This window comes from Kiloniellales bacterium, from assembly GCA_030064845.1.
Taxonomy (GTDB): domain Bacteria; phylum Pseudomonadota; class Alphaproteobacteria; order Kiloniellales; family JAKSDN01; genus JASJEC01.
Window position 1 is genome coordinate 1 of record JASJEC010000070.1, and the last position, 20,946, is coordinate 20,946.

At 67.8% G+C, this 20,946-nt stretch carries 19 protein-coding genes; 12 read left to right on the forward strand and 7 right to left on the reverse strand.

From position 1 onward, the window contains the following. Positions 1-333: 333 nt before the first annotated feature. Complete coding sequence (locus tag QNJ67_18885) at positions 334-2,214, forward strand: adenylate/guanylate cyclase domain-containing protein (protein MDJ0611048.1); 1,881 nt, start codon at positions 334-336, stop codon at positions 2,212-2,214. A 391-nt stretch (positions 2,215-2,605) separates the two neighbouring features. After that, positions 2,606-3,481 (forward strand): adenylate/guanylate cyclase domain-containing protein, encoded by an 876-nt coding sequence (locus QNJ67_18890; protein ID MDJ0611049.1) that lies wholly within the window; start codon positions 2,606-2,608, stop codon positions 3,479-3,481. A gap of 67 nt (positions 3,482-3,548) precedes the next feature. Here QNJ67_18890 and QNJ67_18895 read toward each other — a convergent pair whose 3' ends face one another. After that, entirely contained in the window at positions 3,549-4,025 is a 477-nt protein-coding gene (locus QNJ67_18895) for a GNAT family N-acetyltransferase (protein MDJ0611050.1), read from the reverse strand. Continuing rightward, positions 4,022-5,113 (reverse strand): histone deacetylase family protein, encoded by a 1,092-nt coding sequence (locus QNJ67_18900; GenBank protein ID MDJ0611051.1) that lies wholly within the window; start codon positions 5,111-5,113, stop codon positions 4,022-4,024. Before QNJ67_18900 ends, QNJ67_18895 begins: the two co-directional genes overlap by 4 nt. A gap of 109 nt (positions 5,114-5,222) precedes the next feature. On the opposite strand from QNJ67_18900, the gene QNJ67_18905 reads away from it, so the two are divergent. The 6 genes from QNJ67_18905 to QNJ67_18930 all read left to right on the forward strand — a co-directional run bounded on the left by QNJ67_18905 (position 5,223) and on the right by QNJ67_18930 (position 11,296). Further along, a complete protein-coding gene (locus QNJ67_18905; GenBank protein MDJ0611052.1) occupies positions 5,223-6,467 on the forward strand; it encodes an FAD-dependent oxidoreductase in 1,245 nt (414 codons plus the stop codon). A 263-nt stretch (positions 6,468-6,730) separates the two neighbouring features. Then, positions 6,731-8,062: a cytosine deaminase gene (locus QNJ67_18910; protein MDJ0611053.1), complete on the forward strand. Its 1,332-nt coding sequence runs from the start codon at positions 6,731-6,733 to the stop codon at positions 8,060-8,062. Then, the gene (locus QNJ67_18915; protein ID MDJ0611054.1) at positions 8,059-9,468 is read left to right on the forward strand and encodes an FAD-binding oxidoreductase; all 1,410 of its coding nucleotides are present in this window, start codon (positions 8,059-8,061) and stop codon (positions 9,466-9,468) included. The genes QNJ67_18910 and QNJ67_18915 overlap by 4 nt, the downstream gene beginning before the upstream one ends. Beyond that, positions 9,465-9,893, forward strand: a complete 429-nt coding sequence (locus tag QNJ67_18920; GenBank protein MDJ0611055.1) for a RidA family protein — start codon at positions 9,465-9,467, stop codon at positions 9,891-9,893. The genes QNJ67_18915 and QNJ67_18920 overlap by 4 nt, the downstream gene beginning before the upstream one ends. Before the next feature lie 108 nt (positions 9,894-10,001). Continuing rightward, a complete protein-coding gene (locus tag QNJ67_18925; protein ID MDJ0611056.1) occupies positions 10,002-10,796 on the forward strand; it encodes a creatininase family protein in 795 nt (264 codons plus the stop codon). Positions 10,797-10,807: 11 nt separating this feature from the next. Beyond that, complete coding sequence (locus QNJ67_18930) at positions 10,808-11,296, forward strand: DUF2165 family protein (protein MDJ0611057.1); 489 nt, start codon at positions 10,808-10,810, stop codon at positions 11,294-11,296. A 5-nt stretch (positions 11,297-11,301) separates the two neighbouring features. Here QNJ67_18930 and QNJ67_18935 read toward each other — a convergent pair whose 3' ends face one another. Then, the gene (locus tag QNJ67_18935) at positions 11,302-11,511 is read right to left on the reverse strand and encodes a hypothetical protein (GenBank protein ID MDJ0611058.1); all 210 of its coding nucleotides are present in this window, start codon (positions 11,509-11,511) and stop codon (positions 11,302-11,304) included. Positions 11,512-11,907: 396 nt separating this feature from the next. On the opposite strand from QNJ67_18935, the gene QNJ67_18940 reads away from it, so the two are divergent. The 3 genes from QNJ67_18940 to QNJ67_18950 all read left to right on the forward strand — a co-directional run bounded on the left by QNJ67_18940 (position 11,908) and on the right by QNJ67_18950 (position 14,495). Next, on the forward strand, positions 11,908-12,615 hold the full coding sequence (locus tag QNJ67_18940) for an SDR family oxidoreductase (protein ID MDJ0611059.1): 708 nt from the start codon (positions 11,908-11,910) through the stop codon (positions 12,613-12,615). Between the two features lie 47 nt (positions 12,616-12,662). Beyond that, positions 12,663-13,634: an SMP-30/gluconolactonase/LRE family protein gene (locus tag QNJ67_18945; protein ID MDJ0611060.1), complete on the forward strand. Its 972-nt coding sequence runs from the start codon at positions 12,663-12,665 to the stop codon at positions 13,632-13,634. A gap of 93 nt (positions 13,635-13,727) precedes the next feature. Further along, entirely contained in the window at positions 13,728-14,495 is a 768-nt protein-coding gene (locus QNJ67_18950) for a M48 family metallopeptidase (GenBank protein ID MDJ0611061.1), read from the forward strand. A 30-nt stretch (positions 14,496-14,525) separates the two neighbouring features. On the opposite strand, the gene QNJ67_18955 is transcribed toward QNJ67_18950, so the two are convergent. Beyond that, complete coding sequence (locus tag QNJ67_18955; GenBank protein MDJ0611062.1) at positions 14,526-15,419, reverse strand: ankyrin repeat domain-containing protein; 894 nt, start codon at positions 15,417-15,419, stop codon at positions 14,526-14,528. Between the two features lie 224 nt (positions 15,420-15,643). Here QNJ67_18955 and QNJ67_18960 point away from each other — a divergent pair, with 224 nt between their 5' ends. Next, a complete protein-coding gene (locus QNJ67_18960; protein MDJ0611063.1) occupies positions 15,644-17,296 on the forward strand; it encodes a L,D-transpeptidase family protein in 1,653 nt (550 codons plus the stop codon). Between the two features lie 203 nt (positions 17,297-17,499). Here QNJ67_18960 and QNJ67_18965 read toward each other — a convergent pair whose 3' ends face one another. The 3 genes from QNJ67_18965 to QNJ67_18975 all read right to left on the reverse strand — a co-directional run. Further along, on the reverse strand, positions 17,500-18,522 hold the full coding sequence (locus QNJ67_18965; GenBank protein ID MDJ0611064.1) for a DUF3500 domain-containing protein: 1,023 nt from the start codon (positions 18,520-18,522) through the stop codon (positions 17,500-17,502). 102 nt (positions 18,523-18,624) lie between these two features. Continuing rightward, entirely contained in the window at positions 18,625-19,233 is a 609-nt protein-coding gene (locus QNJ67_18970) for a thioredoxin family protein (GenBank protein ID MDJ0611065.1), read from the reverse strand. 54 nt (positions 19,234-19,287) lie between these two features. Next, positions 19,288-20,946: thioredoxin family protein (locus QNJ67_18975; protein ID MDJ0611066.1), on the reverse strand; the 1,659-nt coding region annotated here is incomplete at its 5' end.

Genomic DNA, 20,946 nt, shown 5'->3' on the forward strand with positions numbered 1-20,946 from the left:
ATGTGGCACGTCACGACGCTGGAGGACAAAACCATCATCGAGAACAACCACGCCGGCGTGATGTCGCGTATGTACCGCCCCGGCCCCTACTCGACCCAGGAAGCCGCCACGGTGCGGTTTGTGGAGTGGTACCTGAACCAGATTGGGTGAGTTTCTCTAGGGTGTGGGCTCTTGGGCGGGCGGCCTGTGCTATGCTCCCGGCGGAGGCGAACCTCGTGCCGCGGCCTCTGCAGGCACGGCACGGTGTAGCCGTTTCTAGACGTTCGGACTGCTTCTCGGTCGTAGAACCGAAGTTGCTCCTCCACTAAGATCTCTCTCTAATGGAGATCGAGTATGGAGCGCCGGCTCGCAGCAATCCTCGCACTTGACGTAGTCGGGTATTCCCGGCTGATGGGTGTCGATGAGCAGGGAACACTGGCGGCATTCAAGGTTCACCGGTCTGAGTTGGTCGATCCCAAGATCGCAGAAAATCGTGGCCGGGTCGTCAAGTCCACTGGTGACGGCGTGCTGGCTGAGTTCAGCAGCGTCGTTGATGCCGTGGGATGCGCCGTCCAAATCCAACAGAGCATGCTCGAACGCAATGCGCTTGTTCCAGAAGAACGCCAAATCGTCTTTCGCATAGGGATCAACCTGGGCGACATCATCGTCGAAGATGGAGACATCCATGGCGACGGCGTGAATGTAGCGGTACGCCTCGAAGGGTTGGCAGACCCAGGTGGCATCTGCGTGTCGCGATCTGTACGCAACCAGGTTCGCGACAAGGTAACCCACAAGTTCGAGGATCTTGGTGAAATCAAGGCAAAGAACATCGCCCGGCCTCTTCGGGTCTTTCGGGTCGTACTGAACGGTGTGTCAGCGGAAAACGCCCGGAAAGCAAGAGGTTCGGGTACAAGAGTGGCGTTAGCCTTTGCGACCGCTGCCATGCTGGTGTTCACCGGCAGCATAGTCGCATGGCTACAGCCCTGGGCGCCCAAAGTTGAGCCGGCGTCGGTTCAGCGAATGGCCTATCCCTTGCCGGATAAGCCTTCAATTGCAGTGTTGGCTTTCGAGAACCTAAGGGGCGGTCCGCAGCAGGATCATCTGAGCGACGGAATCAGCGACAGCATCATTACGACGCTTGCAAAGGTTCCGGACCTTTTCGTGATCGCTCGAAATTCTTCCTTTACCTACAAAGGTAAGACAACAGAACTACGTTCTGTCGCCGAGGAGTTGGGAGTCCGCTATATCCTAGAAGGAACTCTGCAAACTCAGGATGAAAAGATCCGCGTCACGGCACAACTGATCGACGCCTTAACGGGAGAGTACCTTTGGGCCGAGATCTACGATCGCGGAATCACAGAGATCTTGTCCCTTCAGGACGACATCAGCAAGCACGTGGCAACCGCCCTACAGATCAACCTAACTCTAGGCGAAACCGCCACCCTGTATAGCGGATCGACCAACAGTCCTCGAGCCTGGAAGTACCACGCGGAGGCGCGCAGCATATTCCTTCGGCTCACACCCGAGGACAATGCAAAAGCACAGCGAATGCTTGAGCAGGCGCTGACTTTCGACCCTAAGTATACCTCGGCGCTGGTGACCTTGGGTTGGACTTATCGCAACCAAGCGCGATTTAGGTGGAATAGTGACCCGACAATGTCATACGCCAGAGCGGTGGAGTTAGCGAAAGAGGCCTTAGCGCAGGACGCGGGTTATTCGGACGCCTACGTCCTACTAGGAGACGTGATAGCCAATCGTGATCGCGATTACGCCAAGGCAATACCATTGATCAAGAAAGCCATCAGCTTGCATCCGGGCGTGTCTGGTCACCAGGGAATGCTCGGTTTCCATCTGATACTGGCTGGGCGACCGAAGGAAGCCATCCCACACTTGAAAATCGCGATGCGTCTCAGCCCCTTCTATGCGGTTTGGCTTCCGAACATGCTGGGCCGTGCCTATCAGTTGATCGGGGAGAATGAAAAGGCGATCGCTGCCTTCAAAGAGGTTCTTGAACGGGTCTCAATCGGACTGGATGCGAGTTCCGCTCATGCTTGGCTAGCACTCGCTCACGCCGAGGAGGGCAGAGAGGCAAGTGCCCGACGACACATGGAGTCGGCTCTTGAAATCAACCCGACCGCTTCAGTCAAGCAATACAGACGTCGTTTCGATTTCGAGGAACCGGCCCTTCTTCAACGCCGGATCGAAATCTGGCGTAGATTGGGTTTGCCGGAATGACCAGATTGGCTGCTACCGATACCCTGGGACAAAAAACTAGTCCAGCCTAACTCTGGAGCCTTTCCCAAACCAGATGTGCCACGCACTGCCGTGATTTCGAGGAAGCGATAAACGCGCTTCCCCCCAACCGCCCCAACGCCTCGCCGGTCAGCGTATAGGTGACCTCCCAGCTCTGGCACGTGCCGACGACCTCCTAGAAGGCGCGGGCCGGTTCAAAGCTCGGTTCAAGGGAAGCCGACATCGCCGTTCCAGCGCCTGCTTCGGGGGCACGTGCAGGGGTCGGCGATCGGCCGGTCGCAGCTTCGATGAGTAGTTCGACAGATTTTGCCGCCGGTTCGTGCTAGCCTGGGGCCGTTTGGTAAGTGAGTCGAAGGGGGAGAACTCACAGGCCATGACACAAGGGCAAGCGAACACACACGACCTGGCCATCGTCTTCATCGATGTTTGCGACAGCACGGGGATCTTCGAACGCCAGGGCGACCTGCAGGCTCGGTCGCTGATCCAAGCCTTCCTGATCGATTGCGCGGCCGTCGTGGAGACGGACGGCGGTCGGGTCGTCAAGTCGCTGGGCGACGGGCTCATGTGTACCTTCGCGGGCGCCGAGTCTGCCCTGGCCGGGGCGCGCGCCGTGCAGAGAATGGCCAAGGGCGGCGATCTGCAGATTCGCGTCGGCTTCCACGTCGGTCCGGTGATCGAAAGCGACAGCGACGTGTTCGGCGACGCCGTGAATGTCGCCGCGCGCGTCTCCTCCGTCGCGAAGCCGGACGAGACCCTCTTTACCGAAGCGGTCGTGGAGTGCCTGCCGGCGGCGATCCGCGCCGGCACCCGCTTCCTCCAGGAGGTGATGCTGAAGGGCAAAACCGAAGCGACCAGGATCTACGGGCTGGTGCCTCTCGAGGCCGATGGCACCATGATGTTCCAAGGCGCACAGACGGTGTCCCGGGCCGAGCGGCATCTCAGCCTTTACTATCGTGGGCAACGACTGGAAGTGCGCGGCAGCGAGAAGCTCTGGATGGGCCGCGAGGATCAGTGCGACCTCGTTGTCGAAGGCGACCTCGTCTCCCGCCGTCATGCCACCATCGAGGTCAAGGACGACCGCTACACCCTGACCGATCAGAGTTCGAACGGCACCTTCGTCGTGCTCGCCGACGACCGGCGGCTCTGTCTCAAGCGCGAGCACGTCCAGCTGGTGGGCTCGGGCCAGATCTCACTGGGCCAATCGCCGGACGACAACGAAGGAGACCTAATCGGGTTCCAAGTGGAGTGAGCGCCGCCGCCGACTGTTCTTGGCGCCGAAGTCGGCCCGATCGACGGGACGCGCAGTCGCAAAGCCGCTACTCCCCCGCCAAACGCCCCAGCGCCTCCTCCGTCAGCGTATAGGTGACCTCGCGACTCTGGCCCATGCCGATCGCTTCGTAGAACGCGCGCGCGGGGTTGTTGTCCAGCACCTTGAGCTCGACGCGGCAGCAGTCGCGCGCCGCCGCCCGGCGGCAGACCAGGGCGAACAGGGCGCGGGCGATGCCGTCGCGCCGCGCCCAGGGCTGCACGAAGAGGTCGTTGACGTGGAGGCAGGGCCGGCCCTTGTAGGTCGAATAGGTCGTGAAGAAGGTGGTCAGACCCGCGGGCCGTCCCTCCAGGCTGGCCACCACGGCCTCGTAGGCCGGCTCGCGGCCGAAGACGTCGCGCTCGACGTCGGCCTGGGTCGCGGCGAAGGCGGCGCCCTCGCCGACCTCCTCGGCCAGGGCGCGCAGCATCTGGTGGACCGCGAAGGCGTCGCCCAGGGTCGCGTCCCGCAGGACGAGCCCGCTCACAGCCCGAGGCTCCTCTGGCTTGCCTCCTCCCGGGTCTCCTCCTGCGCTTCCGCCTCGTCGCCCTGCAGCCCCTCGAAGCCGCGCAGGAAAGCCTGGAGGTTGGCGCCGAGCGCCTCGTTGAGGTAGCCGCCCTCCTGGACCAGCACGGTGGGCAGGTCGAGGCCGGCCAGCACCCCGGCGATGCGCCCGAAGCCCTCGGTGGTGATCGCCAGGCCCTTGAAGGGATCCCCCTCGTGGGCGTCGAGCCCGAGGGCGACGACGAGGCCGTCGGGCGCGAAGGCCTCGACCCGCTTCATGGCGATCGCCAGCGCGTCGAGATAGTCGTCGTCCCCCGTGCCGCGCGGCAGTGGCAGGTTCAGGTTGGCGCCCTCGCCCGGCCCCTCGCCGCGCTCGGAGGCATAGCCCCAGTGGAAGGGGTAGAAGCGTTCCGGGTCGGCGTGCAGCGACACGGTCAGCACGTCGGCGCGGCGGTAGAAGATCCCCTGGGTGCCGTTGCCGTGGTGCAGGTCGACGTCGACCACGGCGACCCGCTCGAAGCCGAGGCGCAGGTGCTGGGCGGCGATCGCCGTGTTGTTCAGGAAGCAGAAGCCGCCGGCCATGTCGGCGAAGGCGTGGTGGCCGGGCGGGCGGCAGAGCGCGTAGGCGGACCGAGCGCCGCCTAGAACCAGCTCGGCCGCCTGCACGGCGCAGTTAGCGCTGGCCCGGGCCGCGCCCCAGGTGCCCTCGTTGATCGGGCAGGCCGTGTCGGCCATGTGGTAGCCCGCCTGCCCGACCGCCGAGGCCGGATAGCCGGCGCCGCGGCCGTTGGGGTGGACGTTGGGCACGACCTCGTCCGAGGCCCCCTCGATACGCCGCCAGCGGGCGTGGATGTGCTCGAGGAACTGCAGGTACTCCGCCGTGTGGACCGCCGCGAGCGGCCCGCACCCGAAGTCCTGCTCCGGAACCTGGGTCTCGTGCCCGTCGTCTTCCGCGGCCTTCAGCAGCGCCTCGGCCCGCGCCGGCACCTCGGGACTCTCCTGGCGCGTGCCGTTGACCAGGAAGAACCGCGGCACGTGGCGGCTGTGCTCGGGTGAATGGACGACCTTCATCCCCTGTCTCGCCTAGTGTCGATGCCCGCGCCGCTATGCAAACCCATGGCGGGACTTCCGGCAAGTGCCCCTTTGCGCCCGCGGGGCGACCCTGGCATAGCTAGCTTCCATGAAAACCGAGAAGATCACGGTGGTCGGGGCCGGCGTCGTCGGCCTGTCCTGCGCGCTCTACCTGCAGCGCGCGGGCCGCGAGGTCACGGTGATCGACCGCCTGGGGCCCGGCGAGGCCTGCTCCTTCGGCAACTGCGGCGGCATCGCGGTCACCGAGTTCATGCCCCTGTCGCAGCCGGGCCACTTCGCCAAGGTGCCCGGCTGGCTGCTCGATCCCCTGGGGCCGCTGGCGGTGCGCTGGCCCTACCTGCCGTGGCTGCTGCCCTGGCTGCTGCGGTTCCTGAGGGCCGGCACGAAGAAGCGGGTCGCCGAGGTGGTGGCCGCCGCGGCGCCGCTGTCGCACAGCACCTGGGACGACCTGCTGCCCCTGCTGAAGTCGGCCGGCGTCGAGGACATGGTCGCGCCCGACGAGTGCCTGACCCTCTACGGCAGCGAGGCCGAGTACCGGGCCGACCGGGACAAGTGGGCCTTCTGCGAGATCCACGGCTTTCCCCACGAGACGCTGCCCGGCGAGGAGCTGCGCCAGCTCGAGCCGGACCTGGCGCCCGATTTCGCCCGCGGCGTGATCAACAAGGGCTGGCGCCACGTGCACGACCCCTTCCGCCTGGTCCAGGCCTTCGCGGAAGACTTCTCGCGCCAGGGCGGCGCCCTGAAGCGCGGCGAGGTGCGGGGAATCGAAGCGGCGGAGGCTGGGGTCCGGGCGCTCCGCCTGGCCGACGGCACGCAGGAGCCGGTCGAGAGCCTGGTGATCGCCGGCGGCGCCTGGTCGCACCGGCTCGCCCGGCAGATCGGCGACCGGGTGCCGCTCGAGGCCGACCGGGGCTACCACACGACGATCGCCGATCCGGGGGTCAGCCCGCGGCGGCAGATCGTCCATCCGGCCCAGGGCCTGGCGATCACGCCCCTGGAGATGGGGCTCAGGATCGGCGGCTCGGTCGAGCTGGGCGGCCTCGACGCGCCGCCGAACTACGCCCGCGCCCGCGCCCAGGTCGAGCGGGCCAGGCGGATCTATCCGGGCCTGAAGAAGACCGAGGGCAGCCGCTGGATGGGCCCCCGCCCCTCCCTACCCGACTCCCTGCCGGTGATCTCGCGGGCGACCCGGGCGCCCAACGCCTACTACGCCTTCGGCCACGGCCACCTGGGCCTGACCTGGGCCGCGACCACGGGCCGCCTGATCGCCGAGCTGGTCACCGGCAAGGAGCCCGGCATCGACCTGGCCCCCTACAGGGTGGATCGGTTCTAGCGGGCTGGAGGGACGCCGAGCCCGTGATCGCGGTCATCCTTCGACAGGGGGCGAAGCCCGGCGCTGCGCGCGGATGAGGGTATGTTCTGGATACACCTCGCCCTCACCCTGAGCTTGTCGAAGGGTGATGGTGCCGACTGGACGCGCCTTTTGGCGGCCGACAAGTTGGGGCTTGATTGTCGGCTGAAGGTTCTCCAATTATTGAGCACCACTGGCACTTGGTTTTTCGGGCCGACCTGGATCTCCTTCGAGGTTGACGGCCTGTGCCTTGGTTTAACTCCGATAACCTGACCGATCTTTTCGCCGGCGAGAGCTTCTCGCTGCGCGGCGTTCGCGTCCCGGCCTGCACGGTGGGCGCGGCCGGGCTGCCGGCGGCGGGGGACGGGCTGGTCTCGGCGGACCTCGCGGTTGCCGGCAGCAGGATCGACTGGATCGGCGCGCCCGGCCAGAAGAGCGACCTGCCGCCCGGGCCGGACCTGGCCGGCGCGCTGGTCTGGCCCCGGCCGCTCGACTGCCACACCCACCTGGACAAGGGCCAGGTCTGGGCGCGCAGCCCGAACGCCGACGGCAGCTTCGCCGCGGCGGGACGGGCGGCCGAGGCCGACGGGGAGCGCTACCAGGACGGCGCCGACATCGCGGCCCGGGCGGGCTTCCAGCTGGCCGCGGCCCACGCCCACGGCACCGCCGCGCTGCGCAGCCACGTGGACGGCAACCGGGCGGTCTTCGACCGGGCCTTCGAGGTCCTGGGCGACCTCGCCGAGACCTGGCGCGACCGTCTCACGCTCCAGCTCTGCCCCTTCACCGGCCCCGAGGAGCCGGCCGACTGGGTCGAGCACCTGGCCGCCAAGGCGGCGACGCGCAGGCCGGGCATCCTCAGCGGCTTCCTCTACACGACGCCGGGCCTGGAGGACTTTCTGGAGCGCATGATCGCCCTGGCGGAAGACCACGGCCTGGCGCTCGACTTCCACGCCGACGAGAACCTCGACCCCGAGTCCCACTGCCTCAGGGCCGTCGCCGAGGCGGTCCTGCGGACCGGTTTCGAGGGCCCGGTCCTGGTCGGCCACTGCTGCGCGCTTTCCGTGCAGCCGCGCGCGGAGATGGACCGGACGCTGGACCTCGCCGCCGAGGCCGGGCTCGGCATCGTGGCCCTGCCGCTGACCAACGCCTACCTCCTGGACCGCCGGAGCGCGGAGTCGCCGCGCACCCGCGGCCACGCCCCGGTCGAGGAGATCCGCCGGCGCGGCATCCCGGTCGCGCTGGCTTCCGACAACGTGCGCGACGGCTACTACGCCTACGGCGACCTCGACGTGCCCGAGCTGTTCCGCGACGCCGTGCGCATCATGCAGCTCGACCACCCGGTCGGCGACTGGGCCTCGGCGGTCACCACGGTGCCCGCCGACCTCATGGGCCTGGCGGGCGCGGGCCGCATCGCCGCGGGCGGACCGGCGGACCTGGTGATCTTCCGGGCGCGGAACTGGAGCGAGTTTGTCTCGCGCCCGCTTTCCCGGCGTGTGATCCTGTCCGGGGGACGCCCGGTCGAGACCGCACCGCCGGACTACGAAGACTTGGACGACTTGAAGGGAATGGAGCCATGAGCCGCATCGCAGCGCTGACCGAGAGACTGGGCGACGTGCCGATCACCACCAACGAGCGGACCGTCAAGGGCAAGAGCCGCGACGCCTTCTGGTACTCGCCGCTGCTCAAGGCGCAGCTCGAGAACGTCCGGGCCGAGGCCGTGGTCTCGCCGCGCGACGAGGGCGAGCTGCTCAAGCTGCTGGCGGCCTGCTGGGCGCTCGACATCCCGGTCACGGCCCGGGGCGGCGGCACGGGCAACTACGCCCAGGCGGTGCCGCTCGCCGGCGGCGTGGTGCTCGACATGAAGTCGATGAACCGGATCGTGTCGATCGGCGACGGCGTGCTGGTCGCCGAGCCGGGCGCGATCCTGAGCAAGATCGAGGAGGAGACCCGGGCGGCGAGCAACCAGGAGCTGCGCATGCATCCCTCGACCCGGGAGACCGCGACGATCGGCGGCTTCATCGCCGGCGGCTCGGGCGGCGTCGGCTCGGTCCGCTGGGGCATGCTGCGCGAGCCGGGCAACATCCTGCGGCTGCGCCTCGCGACCCTCGAGGAGGAGCCGCGCCTGATCGACCTGACCGGCGACGAGATCGGGCTGGTGCACCACTCCTACGGGGTCAACGGCATCATCACCGAGGTCGAGATGCCCCTGGCCCCGGCCCAGAACTGGGTCGACCTGCTGATCAGCTTCGACGACTGGGCGGGCGCGCTCAAGGCCGGCTGGGAGATCGCCCACCACGAAGGGCTCTGGCTGAAGGAGCTGGCGGCGGTCCAGGGGCCCGCGCCGCACAAATACTTCGCGCGCCACCGCAAGTACCTCGAAGAGGGCGATTCCCTGCTCTGCGTCATGGCGGCGCCCAACGCCGTCGCGCCGCTGATCGGCGAGGCCGAGAAGCGGGGCGGCCGGATGGTCTACCGCTCCGACAGAGCGAGCGACGAGGAGAAGCGGGGCCTGCCGCCGCTCTATCACCTGACCTGGAACCACACGACCCTGCAGGCGATCAAGGCCGACCAGACGATCACCTACCTCCAGGTAGGGACGCCGGCCTCGGACCCGCTCGGCGCCTTGTCGCAGATCGCCGAGCGCTTCCCCGAGGAGATCGTCGGCCACGTCGAGTACACCCGGGCCGGCGGCAAGACCTACGCCAGCTTCCTGCCGCTCTACCGCTTCACCACCGAGGAGCGGCTGAACCAGGTCGCCCAGGAGCTCGAGGACCTCGGCTGCCCCTGCTACAACCCCCACGCCTACACCTACGAGGAGGGCAACCGGAGCGACGCCGACCCGGCGCGTCTGGCCCTGAAGCGCGAGACCGACCCCAAGGGGCTGATGAACCCGGGCAAGATGATCGGCTGGGAGAACCCGGACTACGCCTACGACCCGACCGGATCCTACGTCTATCCCGGGATCAAGCGGGCGGCGCCATGAGGAGCCTGACCCCCGCCGGGATCCACCCGCCCTTCGCGGCCTACGCCCACGGCGTCGAGGCCTTCGCCCGGCGGCTGGTCGTCACCTCGGGGCAGCTCGGCATCAGCGCCGACGGCGTGATCCCGGAGACCGCCGAGGGTCAGGCCGACCTCTGCTTCGCCAACATCGACGCGATCCTGGGCGAGGCCGGGCTCAGCCGGGCGCAGATCCTGCGGATCAACGCCTACGTGACCGACCGAAGCCACATGGCCGGCTACATGGCCGCGCGGGACCGCTACCTGATGGTGCTGACCGAGCGGCCGGCCTCGACACTCATGATTGTTTCGGGTTTCAACCGGCCGGAATTCCTGGTCGAGATCGAGGCCCTGGCCGCGGAGGAAGACGCGGCAAGTCCGCACCATCACCCTTCGACAAGCTCAGGGTGAGGGTGAGATCTGTCAAACACTGTCCCTCATCCTGAGCCTGTCGAAGGATGACGGGAATCAAGGGCGCTAAAGCTCTCAAGAACCTGATAGCCGCCGAGGAGGTTTGAAGTGCCGAGCAGACGATTCTGGCGCGAGATGCCGATGACAGAGTTCCAGGGCGACCTCTCCGAGTGGATCGCCGTCCTGCCGATCGCCGCGATCGAGCAGCACGGGCCGCACTTGCCGGTCGGTGTCGACGCCTTCATCGCCGAGGACATGGTGGCCCGCACGGCCGAGGCCCTGCCGGCGGAGAGCCCGGTGGTCTTCCTGCCGGTCCAGGAGATCTGCAAGTCCAACGAGCACATCACCTATCCCGGCACGCTGACGGTCGGCTGGGAGACGGTCATCCAGAGCTGGGTCGACATCGGCGAGAGCGTGGCCCGCGCCGGGGTGCGCAAGCTGGTCATCGTCACCAGCCACGGCGGCAACGTCTCGCCCATGGAGATCGTCGCCCGCGAGCTGCGCGCGCGCCTCGCCATGATGGTGGTCACCACGAGCTGGGGCCGCCTCGGCAAGTGGCGCGAGATCTACAACTACGGGCCCGACTACACCGACATCCACGGCGGCACGAGCGAGACCTCGGTGATGCTGGCGTTCAGGCCCGAGCTGGTCGACATGGCCAAGGCCGAGGACTTCGCCAGCAGCCAGTCCGACATGAAGGCCCGCTTCAAGCGGCTCGGCTACCACTCCTCCGACGCCAACGTCTCCTGGCTGTCGGAAGACCTCAACCCCAAGGGCACCGTGGGCGACGCCTCGGCCGCCACGGCCGAGCTGGGCGAGAAGGACATCGCCTCCATGGTCGCCGGGTTCTGCGAGCTGATGCGTGAGGTCGAGGCCGCCGCGCCGCCGGCGCCGCGGGGCTGAAGGGGATTGCGATGGAAACCATGATCCTCTTCGCGCAGACCTGCCTGACGGCCTACCTGGCGGGCTGGCTGCTGCTCGGCGTGCGGGACAACATCCTCAATCCCTCGATGAACGAGACCTTCACCGCCGAGGTGCTGGAACTCAAGCGGCTGCGCGAGAACTTCCCCGAGGCCTACGAGCAGATCGAGGCGCGCCGGATCGACTCGCGCGGCTGGCAGCGCGCCGCCTTCCGCTTCATCGTCGTCTGCGAGACCCTGGCCTGCCTGCTGCTCTTGGTCGCGGTCGGCTGGATGGCCCTCGCCCTGGTCGGCCTGGCCGATCCCACGGCCGCCAAGACCGCGGCCATGGCCGGCGCGCTCGCCTTCACCTCGATCTGGTCGGGCTTCCTCGTGGTCGGCAACCACTTCGGCTACTGGTTCTGCCACGAGTGGGCCCAGAACACCCACTTCCAGCTGGCGCTCTGGGGCACCGGCGCGATGATCTTCCTGGCGCTGGGCTGAGGTTTTCAGTCGAGGCGTTCGATCGCCGTGCCTGGCCGCGCCAGCTCGTGCAACAGGTCATCCAGGTAGGTCTGGACCTCCGCTTCCGTGATCTCCGGCGGCACGACAAGGTCGCGCTCCGGGCGCCGCCGCTTCCCCTCGACGCGGTAGACCGCCCAAGCGCCGCCTTCACGCACCACCTCCAGCTCGTACCGTCCATAGATCCCGAACCTCATGCCGCCCCCGCCGAAATTCCGTTCCGCCGGCAAACCTGTACAGACCGATTGGATAGCTGACACTGTCGACAGTTTGCATCGCTGACGGCCCCTCTGGCCGGGTCGTGCCGGGCCAAAACCAAAAGGATTCACCACAGAGAACACAGAGAACACAGAGGAAAAACTAAAGTGTTTTCTGGCGCGCTTTGCGCGCAACCAACTCTTTCATTTGGTTCTCTGTGCTCTCTGTGTTCTCTGTGGTGAATCCTTTTTGGTTTCTCCCGTCGGGAGAGGGACAGGGTGTTTCGAGCATCGGGCCCTTTCCGGCTGTCATGGGGTACTTCAAGCCTTGGTTAGCCGCGCGGCATTCGCTATCAGTCTGGCATGCGGTGAGGTCCGACTAGAGGGGGAGCAGCCATGTCATCCGAGCAGCAAGTCGCCATCGTGACGGGAAGCGGCCGCGGCATGGGCGCCGCCGTCGCGCGGGAGCTGAGCCAGCGGGGCTATCAGTTGGCGCTGATGTCGCCGAGCGGCGGGGCCGAGGACCTGGCGGCGGAGCTGGGCGGGTTCGGCCTGCGCGGCTCGGTCGCCGAGCTGCCCGACCTGGAGTCCCTGGTCGAGAAGACGCTGGAGCGCTACGGCCGGATCGACGCCCTGGTCAATCACACCGGCGGGCCGCCCAAGGGCGACCTCCTGGAGATCACAGACCAGGACTGGCGCTACGGACTCGACCTGGTGGTGCTCCACGTGGTGCGGCTCTGCCGCCTGGTGACGCCGATCATGCAGAAGCAGGGCAAGGGCGCGATCGTCAACATCACGACCTTCTCGGCCTTCGAGCCGGACCTGCGCTTTCCCGTCTCCTCGGTGCTGCGCGCCGGGATCGGCAGCTTCGCCAAGCTCTACGCCGACCGCTACGCCAAGGACAACATCCGTATGAACTGCCTCCTGCCCGGCTTCATCGACAGCCTGGACCACAGCGAGGAGACCCGCGCCGGCGTGCCGCTCGGCCGCATCGGCACGGTGGACGAGATCGCCAAGACCGCGGCCTTCCTCCTGTCCGACGACGCGGGCTACATTACCGGCCAGAACATCCGGGTCGACGGCGGCGTGACGCGCCACGTCTAGACTGCATGCGCAGGCGTTGCTCCGACTTTCCGGAAGAAGGATCGAGCATGACCGCAGGCACCCCCGCGACCGCCGGTTGGCGCGACCATCCGCGCTATCCCGACCCGGCCATCGAGACCCTCGACGAGCGCTTCGAGCCCTACCGCATCTTCAGCGCGGCCGTGGAGCGGCTCTATACCGGGTGCCGCTGGTCGGAAGGGCCGGTCTGGTTCGGCGACGGGCGCTACCTGCTCTGGAGCGACATCCCCAACGACCGGATCCTGAAGTGGGAGGAGGAGACCGGCGCGGTCAGCGCCTTCCGCAGGCCTTCGAACTTCGCCAACGGCAACACGCGCGACCGGCAGGGCCGCCTGGTCACCTGCGAGCACGGGGGCCGGCGGGTGACCCGCACCGAGTACGACGGGACGGTCACGGTGCTGATCGACAGCTGGCAGGGCAAGAGGCTCAACTCGCCGAACGACGTGGTCGTGAAATCGGATGGATCGGTCTGGTTCACCGACCCGCCCTTCGGCATCCTCGGCAACTACGAGGGCCACAAGGCCGATCCCGAGCTCGAGCAGGGCGTCTACCGGATCGACGGCGAGAACGGCGAGGTCACGCTCCTGACCGCGGACGTCCTGGGGCCCAACGGCCTCTGCTTCTCGCCCGACGAGAAGATCCTCTACGTCGTCGAGTCGCGCGGCCTTCCCCACCGGAAGATCCTCGCCTACGACGTCGCGGAGAACGGCCGGGAGATCGGCAACAAGCGCGTGCTGATCGACGCCGGCCCGGGCGGAACGCCGGACGGCATGCGCTGCGATATCGACGGCAACCTCTGGTGCGGCTGGGGCATGGGGTCCGAGGCGCTCGACGGCGTTCTCGTCTTCGCACCCGACGGCACCAAGATCGGCCGCATCGCGCTGCCAGAACGCTGCGCCAACCTTTGTTTCGGCGGCCCGAAGCGCAACCGGCTCTTCATGGCGGCGAGCCAGTCGCTCTACGCGCTCTACGTCAACACCCAGGGCGCTCCCGGTGGCTGAACGTCCCCGCGAGGAGAACGCGAGCGCCGCCTGCGGCGTGACGCGGCACATCTAGCGGCCCATACTGGCGGCAACAGGCGAGGAGAAGGACCGATGGCGATTGCGATGGATCGAAGGGATCTGCTGGTCGGGCTGGCGGCGGGCTACGTGGTGGCCCTGTCGGGCTGCGAAACCAACCCGGATATCGGCCGCCGCCAGCTCATCCTGATATCCGATCAGCAGCTGATGCAGATGTCCGATTCGGCCTGGTCGCAGATCAAGCAGAGGGAGACCTTCGTCACCGGCAGCCCGGTCAACAAGCAGGTCGACCGCATCGGCACCGAGATCGTCGACGCCTCGGGGGTCACCGACCGGAACTGGGAGTTCGCGGTGATCGAGAGCAACCAGGTCAACGCCTTCGTGCTGCCCGGCGGCCAGGTCGCCTTCTACACCGGCATCCTGGACATCATGGACAACGACGACCAGATCGCGACGGTCATGGGCCACGAGGTGGGGCACGTGGCGGGCAACCATTCGGCGGAGCGCGCCAGCCAGCAGATCCTGGCCGGCATCGGCCTGACCGCCGCGACCATCGTCGCCGCCTCGTCGGACCGCCGCCACGCCGGCGCCATCGCCGCGGCGCTGGGCGCCGGGGTGACCTTCGGCATCATCCTGCCCTACTCGCGCCAGCACGAGCTCGAGGCCGACCGGCTCGGCGTCCGCTACATGGCCGGCGCCGGCTACGAGCCCGACGAGGCGCTCCGCTTCTGGGACACCATGTCGAAGAAGGGCGGCAACACGGTCGAGTTCATGTCGACCCACCCCTCCGACCGGACCCGCATCGCCGCCATGCGGGACGAGATCTCCCGACTGGACGTGTAGAGACGCCCGGATCGATCGGCACCGGGGACCTTAACGTTCGGCCATGGCCTTCTCCAGGTAATCGGCCACGGCGTCATGCCCGTGGTTCCTGGCGAGTGTCAGAGCCGTGCGGCTATCGAGGTCGCGGGCATCGATGTCGGCACCGAGCTCGACGAGACGCATAACGATCTCCGTGTGGCCCATCGAAGCCGCGCCGTGCAACGGAGGATCGTCGGCAGGATTGAGATCGGCGCCCGCCGCAACGAGTATCTCCACGATGTCGGCCCGACCCTGCTGGGCGGCATGCGCCAGAGGCGTTCCGTACAAGTGCGCGTCGCCGCAGGGTTTGTTCAAGTCCGCCCCCGCGCTGACCAGGATCTCGACGATGGCCCGGTGACCCGAGGCCGCCGCATCTGCCAAGGGGCTGTAGACCCCCCCGTTCTCCTTTTGATAGGTGCAATCGACACAGGCACTGCGCTGCACCAGCAGCGCAACGGCAAGCGCCTGGCCGTGAAGCGTGGCAACGTGCAGCGGCATGAGGCCGTTGTAGGCGGTCGTGGTGTTGGGATCGACCCCTGCGTCGAGCAGCCATCGCAGCGCTTGCCCCTGTCCCTTCCGGGCTGCCGCGTGGAGAGCCGTGCCGTAGAAACCGTGATTGACGCCGATATCCGCGCCGGCCGCCGCGAGAAGCTGCATGGCCTCGGTATTGCCCTGAGCCGCGGCGACCATGAAGGGCGTCGAGCCGGCCTCGCAGCAGTAGGGATTGTCAGTCAGAATCCTGTTGGGGTCGGCGCCGGCGTCAAGCTGCTGGCGCAGGCTATCGTTGTCTTGGGCGCGGATTGCCGTGACCAGGGCATTCTCCCGCATTCCCTTGTTAGAGGCTGCGGCGCCGGCCATCGGAAGGATCAGGGCCGCGACGATGGAGAGCCAGAATATCCGGGACATGGGGGCTCCGGAACGGGAAGACCAGACTGCGACGGACACTGCGCGTTCCCAGGTTAAGGCAGGGTTTAACCCGGCCGCGATGCCCCGAGCCCCGAGGAATCATCCCGGGACAATCTGGTTCAAATGCCAGTCAACAGCCGCGCTCTTTCGTGTTAGGACTCTCGCCGAGCGGGCCGGCCGGAAGGGGGCGCCGGCCCGCGCAGCAGGATCCGTAGGGGAAGCTCATGACCGCGCGACGTTCCGTGACCAAGGCCCTGTTCCTCGCCGTTTCGGCGCTCTGGCTGGTCGGCCAGGCCCCGCCGGCCCTGGCCCAGGCCGCCGTCGAGCAGGCGATCCAGGCCCACGTCGAGCAGATCGGCACCGGCAAGGCGCTATCGATCCAGGGCGCGCCGATCGCGGCGGACCACTTCATCCCCGACTTCTATCGCCTACGGAGCTTCGCGCCGGCCTGGACCGACCAGGACAACGTCGAGGCCCTGCTGGCGGCGGTCGAAGCCAGTCCCGAGCAGGGCCTGAACCCCGCCGACTTCCACGCCGAGGCGCTCGACGAGATGCGCGCGCGGCTGGCCGGCGGGTCCGACGACCCGGCCGCGCTGGCCGATTTCGACGTGCTGATGACCGACAGCCTGGTGCGTCTCGGCTCGCAGATCTTCGACGGCAAGCTCGATCCGGCCGCGCTCGACTCCTCGTGGAACTTCGGCGAGAGGGTGCTGGACAAGGAGCCCGTGGTCCTGGCCAACGAGGCGATCGAGTCCCGCGCCGTCGGCCAGCTGCTCCGCGACCTGGAGCCCAAGCACCCGGTCTACGGGCTGCTCAAGACCGCGCTCGCCAAGTACCGCGAGATCGAGGCCAAGGGCGGGTGGCCGGAGCTGCCCGAGGGCCCGGCCCTCAAGCCGGGCATGGAGGACAGCCGCGTCGCCCTGCTGCGCGACCGGCTGGTGATCAGCGGCGATTTGAATCAGGCGGCGGGCGCCGCGCCGCTGGTCTTCGACGAGCCCCTCGAGGCGGCGGTGAAGCAATTCCAGAACCGCCACGGCCTCGAGCCCGACGGGGCCGTGGGCCCGGCCACGCGGGCCGCGATGAACCGGCCGCCCCAGGCCAAGATCGACACGATCCGGGTCAATCTCGAGCGGGCGCGCTGGGTCCTGCCCGGTCTGAAGGGCGACTTCATCATCGTCAACGTCGCCGGGTTCCGCACCTTCGTGATGAACGACGACGACATCAAGTGGACGACCCGCTCGATCGTCGGCGCCCCGTTCCGCAAGACCCCGGTATTCCGGGAGAACATGACCCACATCGTGTTCAACCCGACCTGGACCGTGCCCTCGGGCATCCTGGGGCGGAGCATTCTGCCGAAGGCCAAGAAGGATCCAAACTTTCTGACGGCGAACAACTTCAAGGTCGTCGCGCGCGACGGCAAGGCGGTCGACCCGGCCTCGCTGGACTGGTCGAAGCTCAGCGCAAAGGGCTTCCCCTACAGGATCGTCCAGGGCCCCGGCGACAAGAACGCGCTCGGCCGGGTCAAGTTCATGTTCCCGAACAAGTACGCGGTCTACCTGCACGACACGCCCTCGAAACCGCTGTTCGAGAAGGCCGAGCGGGCCTTCAGCTCGGGCTGTATCCGGGTCGACAAGCCCTTCGACCTGGCCGAGCTGCTGCTCAGCGACGACCCGAGCTGGACCCGCGAGCGGATCGACCAGGTGCTGGCATCCGGCAAGACGACGACCGTCAATCTGGCCAAGCCGCTGCCCGTCCTGCTGCAATACTGGACGGTCGAGACGGCACGGAACCCGGGCGAGATCGTCTTCCGCAAAGACATCTACAAGCGCGACGCCCCGATCCTGAAGGGTCTCGACGCGCCCTACGTCATTCGCTGAGAGGCGCGAGGGACGATCCGGCCCGGCCGGGCAGACCGCTAGAAACGCGGCTGCTCTAACAGGCTGCTGAAGAAGTGCTCAGTCCGAACCATCACCCTTCGACAAGCTCAGGGTGAGGGCAAAATGTTTCAAGCACTTACCCTCATCCTGAGCTTGTCGAAGGATGACGTTTATCAAGGGCTCACAAGTTGTTCGGCAGCCTACTAAGGCCAGTCGTCGTGGCTGTGGGGGCTGTCGGCGTAGTGTTGCCTCAGCGCGTCCCGGCCGAAGTCGTTGAGGGGGTCGCGCCAGACCGCGTGGATGTGGTTGCCGCCCCGCGTGTTGTCGAACTCGATCAGAATGCGGGGGCCGTGAATGCGGTAGTAGAAGGCCGCCCGCTCGGCGGCCTCCCCGGCCCAGGCGAAGGAGGTCTCGGCCAGGCCCTCGTCGAATAGCCGCATGTAAGTCTGCCCGACCTCGTCGCGCGCCATGCCGACGTAGACCGAGACCAGTTGCCTGAGGAGGCTTCTCTGGCCGTCGGTCAGGTCCGGGCCCAGGACGCCCGCCCGCCGGTCGAGGGCGTCGCCGTCGCCGGGCCCAGTGACGATGTTGCGGGGCGACGAGGAGAGCCTGGCCGCCGCCGCCCGATCGGGTTCGAGGCTGCGGATCAGGCGGAGCGCCAGGGTCATCTCGTCCTGCTGGATAACCTTCGAGAAGCCCGAACCCGACGGCGGCACGGCCGGGTTAGTACCGGTGAAGAGCGGCGTCACGAAGGCCTCGTCCGGGGCTGCGAGCGTGACGTTGATCGAGAGGTGATGGCCCTCGAGCCGCCAGCCCCAGGGATAGCCCTTCGGATCGCCGAAGACGGAGACGTAGTAGCCCTCGGGATTGCGGTAGCTGAGCGACGAGCCTTCGACCTCCGCCAGCACGGCTTCGAGGCGCATGATCTCCTGGGCTTTCAGGACGCCGGTAGACGACAGGGTCGCGCGCATCAGATCCGTCGTCGCGTCCTTCTGCGCCTGGCTCATGTCGCCGATCATCAGGCCTTCGCGCCGGCGGGGCGTGAAGTGCCAGTCGCGGCGCTCCCGGTCGGCGAAGGGGAATGACGCCCGCTCGCCCGACGGCCCCGCCGCCTCCAGCCAGCGTGAAGCGGCCTCGGCCATCGCCCGGTCGAAGGCCCCCGCGACGGAGGGCGCGGGAAGCGTCAGGGCCGCGGACACGAGAATCAAGCGGAGCGAACGGAGCATGATCGGTGACATGTCTGACGCTGCCAGGCCTCTGCGTCGAGGAGGCGGGCGGCCGGCGCTCGGCCGCCCCGCCCCTCTTCCTGCTACTTCGACCCGGTCACGTCACCAGGCGTACTTGACCGAGCAGCCGTAGGGCCGGGTCGAGGCTTCCGCGATCTCACGGCCCGCCGCCATGTCGTCGAGCGCGGCACGGACGTAGTTCTTGGCGGAGGCGACGGTGCTGTGGCGCGACGAGGGCTTGTCGTCGATGCCGCCCTTGTAGACCAGCTCTCCCTCGGCGTTGATGATGTACATGTGGGGCGTGGTGACCGCGCCGTAGGCCTTGCCGATCTCGCCCTTCGGATCAAGGACCAGGTGGTCGGGCGACGCCTTGGTCTTGTCGATGTTGGCGAGCGCTTCCTTGGGCTCGAGATACCCCTGCTGTCCCGGTGCCGACGAGATGACCGAGATCCACGTCACGTCGTGCTCGGACCTCGCCTCCTGCTGGAGCGCCTGCATGTTGTTGGTGTCGTAGTGCTTGCGCACGTAGGGGCAGTCCTTGTTGGTCCACTCCAGCACGACGGTCTTGCCCTTGAGGTCGCCGAGGCTGACGGTCTCGCCGGACGCGGTCACGCCCTCGAAACCGGGCGCCATGGCGCCGACCTCGGGACTTGCGCTCGCGCCGGCGAAGGGCAGCGCCGCGACCATGGCGGCCAGGAGTGCGGTCTTCACGGCAGTGGTCCTAAGCATGTCGAAAGCCTTTCCAGTTGGTTGGTGGGTGAAGGCTCAGGCGGGGCCCGAAGCCAGGGAAGAGAGGGCGTCGCGCACCGCGCCGGGTGCGAGGATCTGCGGCAGCACGCTGGGCTCGCCGCCGCCCGGGGGATACAGCACGTAGAGCGGAACGCCGAGCCGCCCGAAGCGCTCCAGGAACCGGGTGATCTCGGGGTCCCGATTGGTCCAATCTCCCTGCAGGTAGGCGATATCGTGCGTGGCGAGTAAATCCGTGAAGCTCGACCCGCTGAGCGCGACACGCTCGTTGACCTTGCAGGTGATGCACCAGTCCGCCGTCATGTTGACGAAGACGGGACGTCCGGCGTCCACGAGCTCCTGCAGCCGCGCCTCGCTGTAGGGCTCGGCGGTTTTACCCGCCGCTACCGGCTCGACCGGCGCCGCCCCGGTGCCCGCGATCCAGCCGAGCGCGCCGGTGGCGCCCGCCAGGGGCACGAGCACGGCCAGCACGCGCACGGCGCGCGCCGCCCCCTGCCCGGCGAACGGCCGTTCCGGCAATGCCCAGGCGGCGAAGGCGATGGCGATCAGGCCCAGCGTCGCCATGAAGGCCGCATCGGGGCCGGCCTGCCGGCTCAGCACCCAGATCAGCCAGGCCGCGGTCGCATACATGGGGAAGGCGAGGAACTGCTTGAAACGGACCATCCACTGTCCGGGTCTCGGCATCAGCCTGCCAAGTGCCGGGCTGGCGGTGAGCAGCAGGTACGGCAGGGCGAGGCCGAGACCGAGAGCCGCGAAGACACCGAGCGTCGCCGCCGGCGGCAGCAGCAGCGCGCCGCCGATCGCCGTCGCCATGAACGGGGCCGTGCAGGGCGCGGCGACGACCGCGGCCAGAACCCCCGTCGCGAAGGAGCCGCCATGTCCCGAGCCGATGCTCACGGTTCCGCCCAGGCCGGCGAGGCGGCCGCCGACCTCGAACAGACCCGAGAGGTTCAGCCCCACGGCCATGACGACGTAGGCCAAGGCGGCCACGACCAGGGGCTCCTGCAGCTGGAAACCCCAGCCGACCGCCTCCCCGCCCGCGCGCAGAACGATAAGAACAGCGGCGAGGACCAGGAAGCTCGCAACCACGCCCGCGGTATAGGCGCCCCCGTGGGCGAGGCGCCGGGCGGGGGTCTCGTCGGCCTGTTTGGCGAGGCCGACGGCCTTGACGGCCAGGACCGGGAATACGCAGGGCATGAGGTTGAGCAAGACCCCGCCGGCAAGCGCCAGAACGAGCAAGAGCGTGAGGCCGGGTGCGGGATTGGCGCCGAGGGCATCGGAAGCCGAGATCGGCGCATTCGTGACAATGAAGGACCGGCTCGGCCCGCTTTCCTGGAAGAGCGTGACGACCCCTGAAAAACCCCCGTCCGGCGGCGCGGCGCCGAGCGGCGCGGTGACGGTCAGGCCGTCCTCGGTCAGGGAGAGGCGCTGGGTCGCCGCGTGGTCGAGCGCGCCCCAGGTATCGGCGAAAACGAAGGCGCTCTGAACGGCGGCGAAGTCGGTCCGCGGACCGCGCAAGGTCAGCGCCACGTGCCCCTCGCCGGCCGCTGCCACCACCGGCCAGGGGGAATCGAGCGGCTGCTCGGCGCGAGCCTTGGCGAGAAGCGGTGCGGTCGCGGGGTCGGCCAGGCTCTCCGTGCCGGTTGCTATGCCGGTGGCGAGGCGCCCGGTGACGGG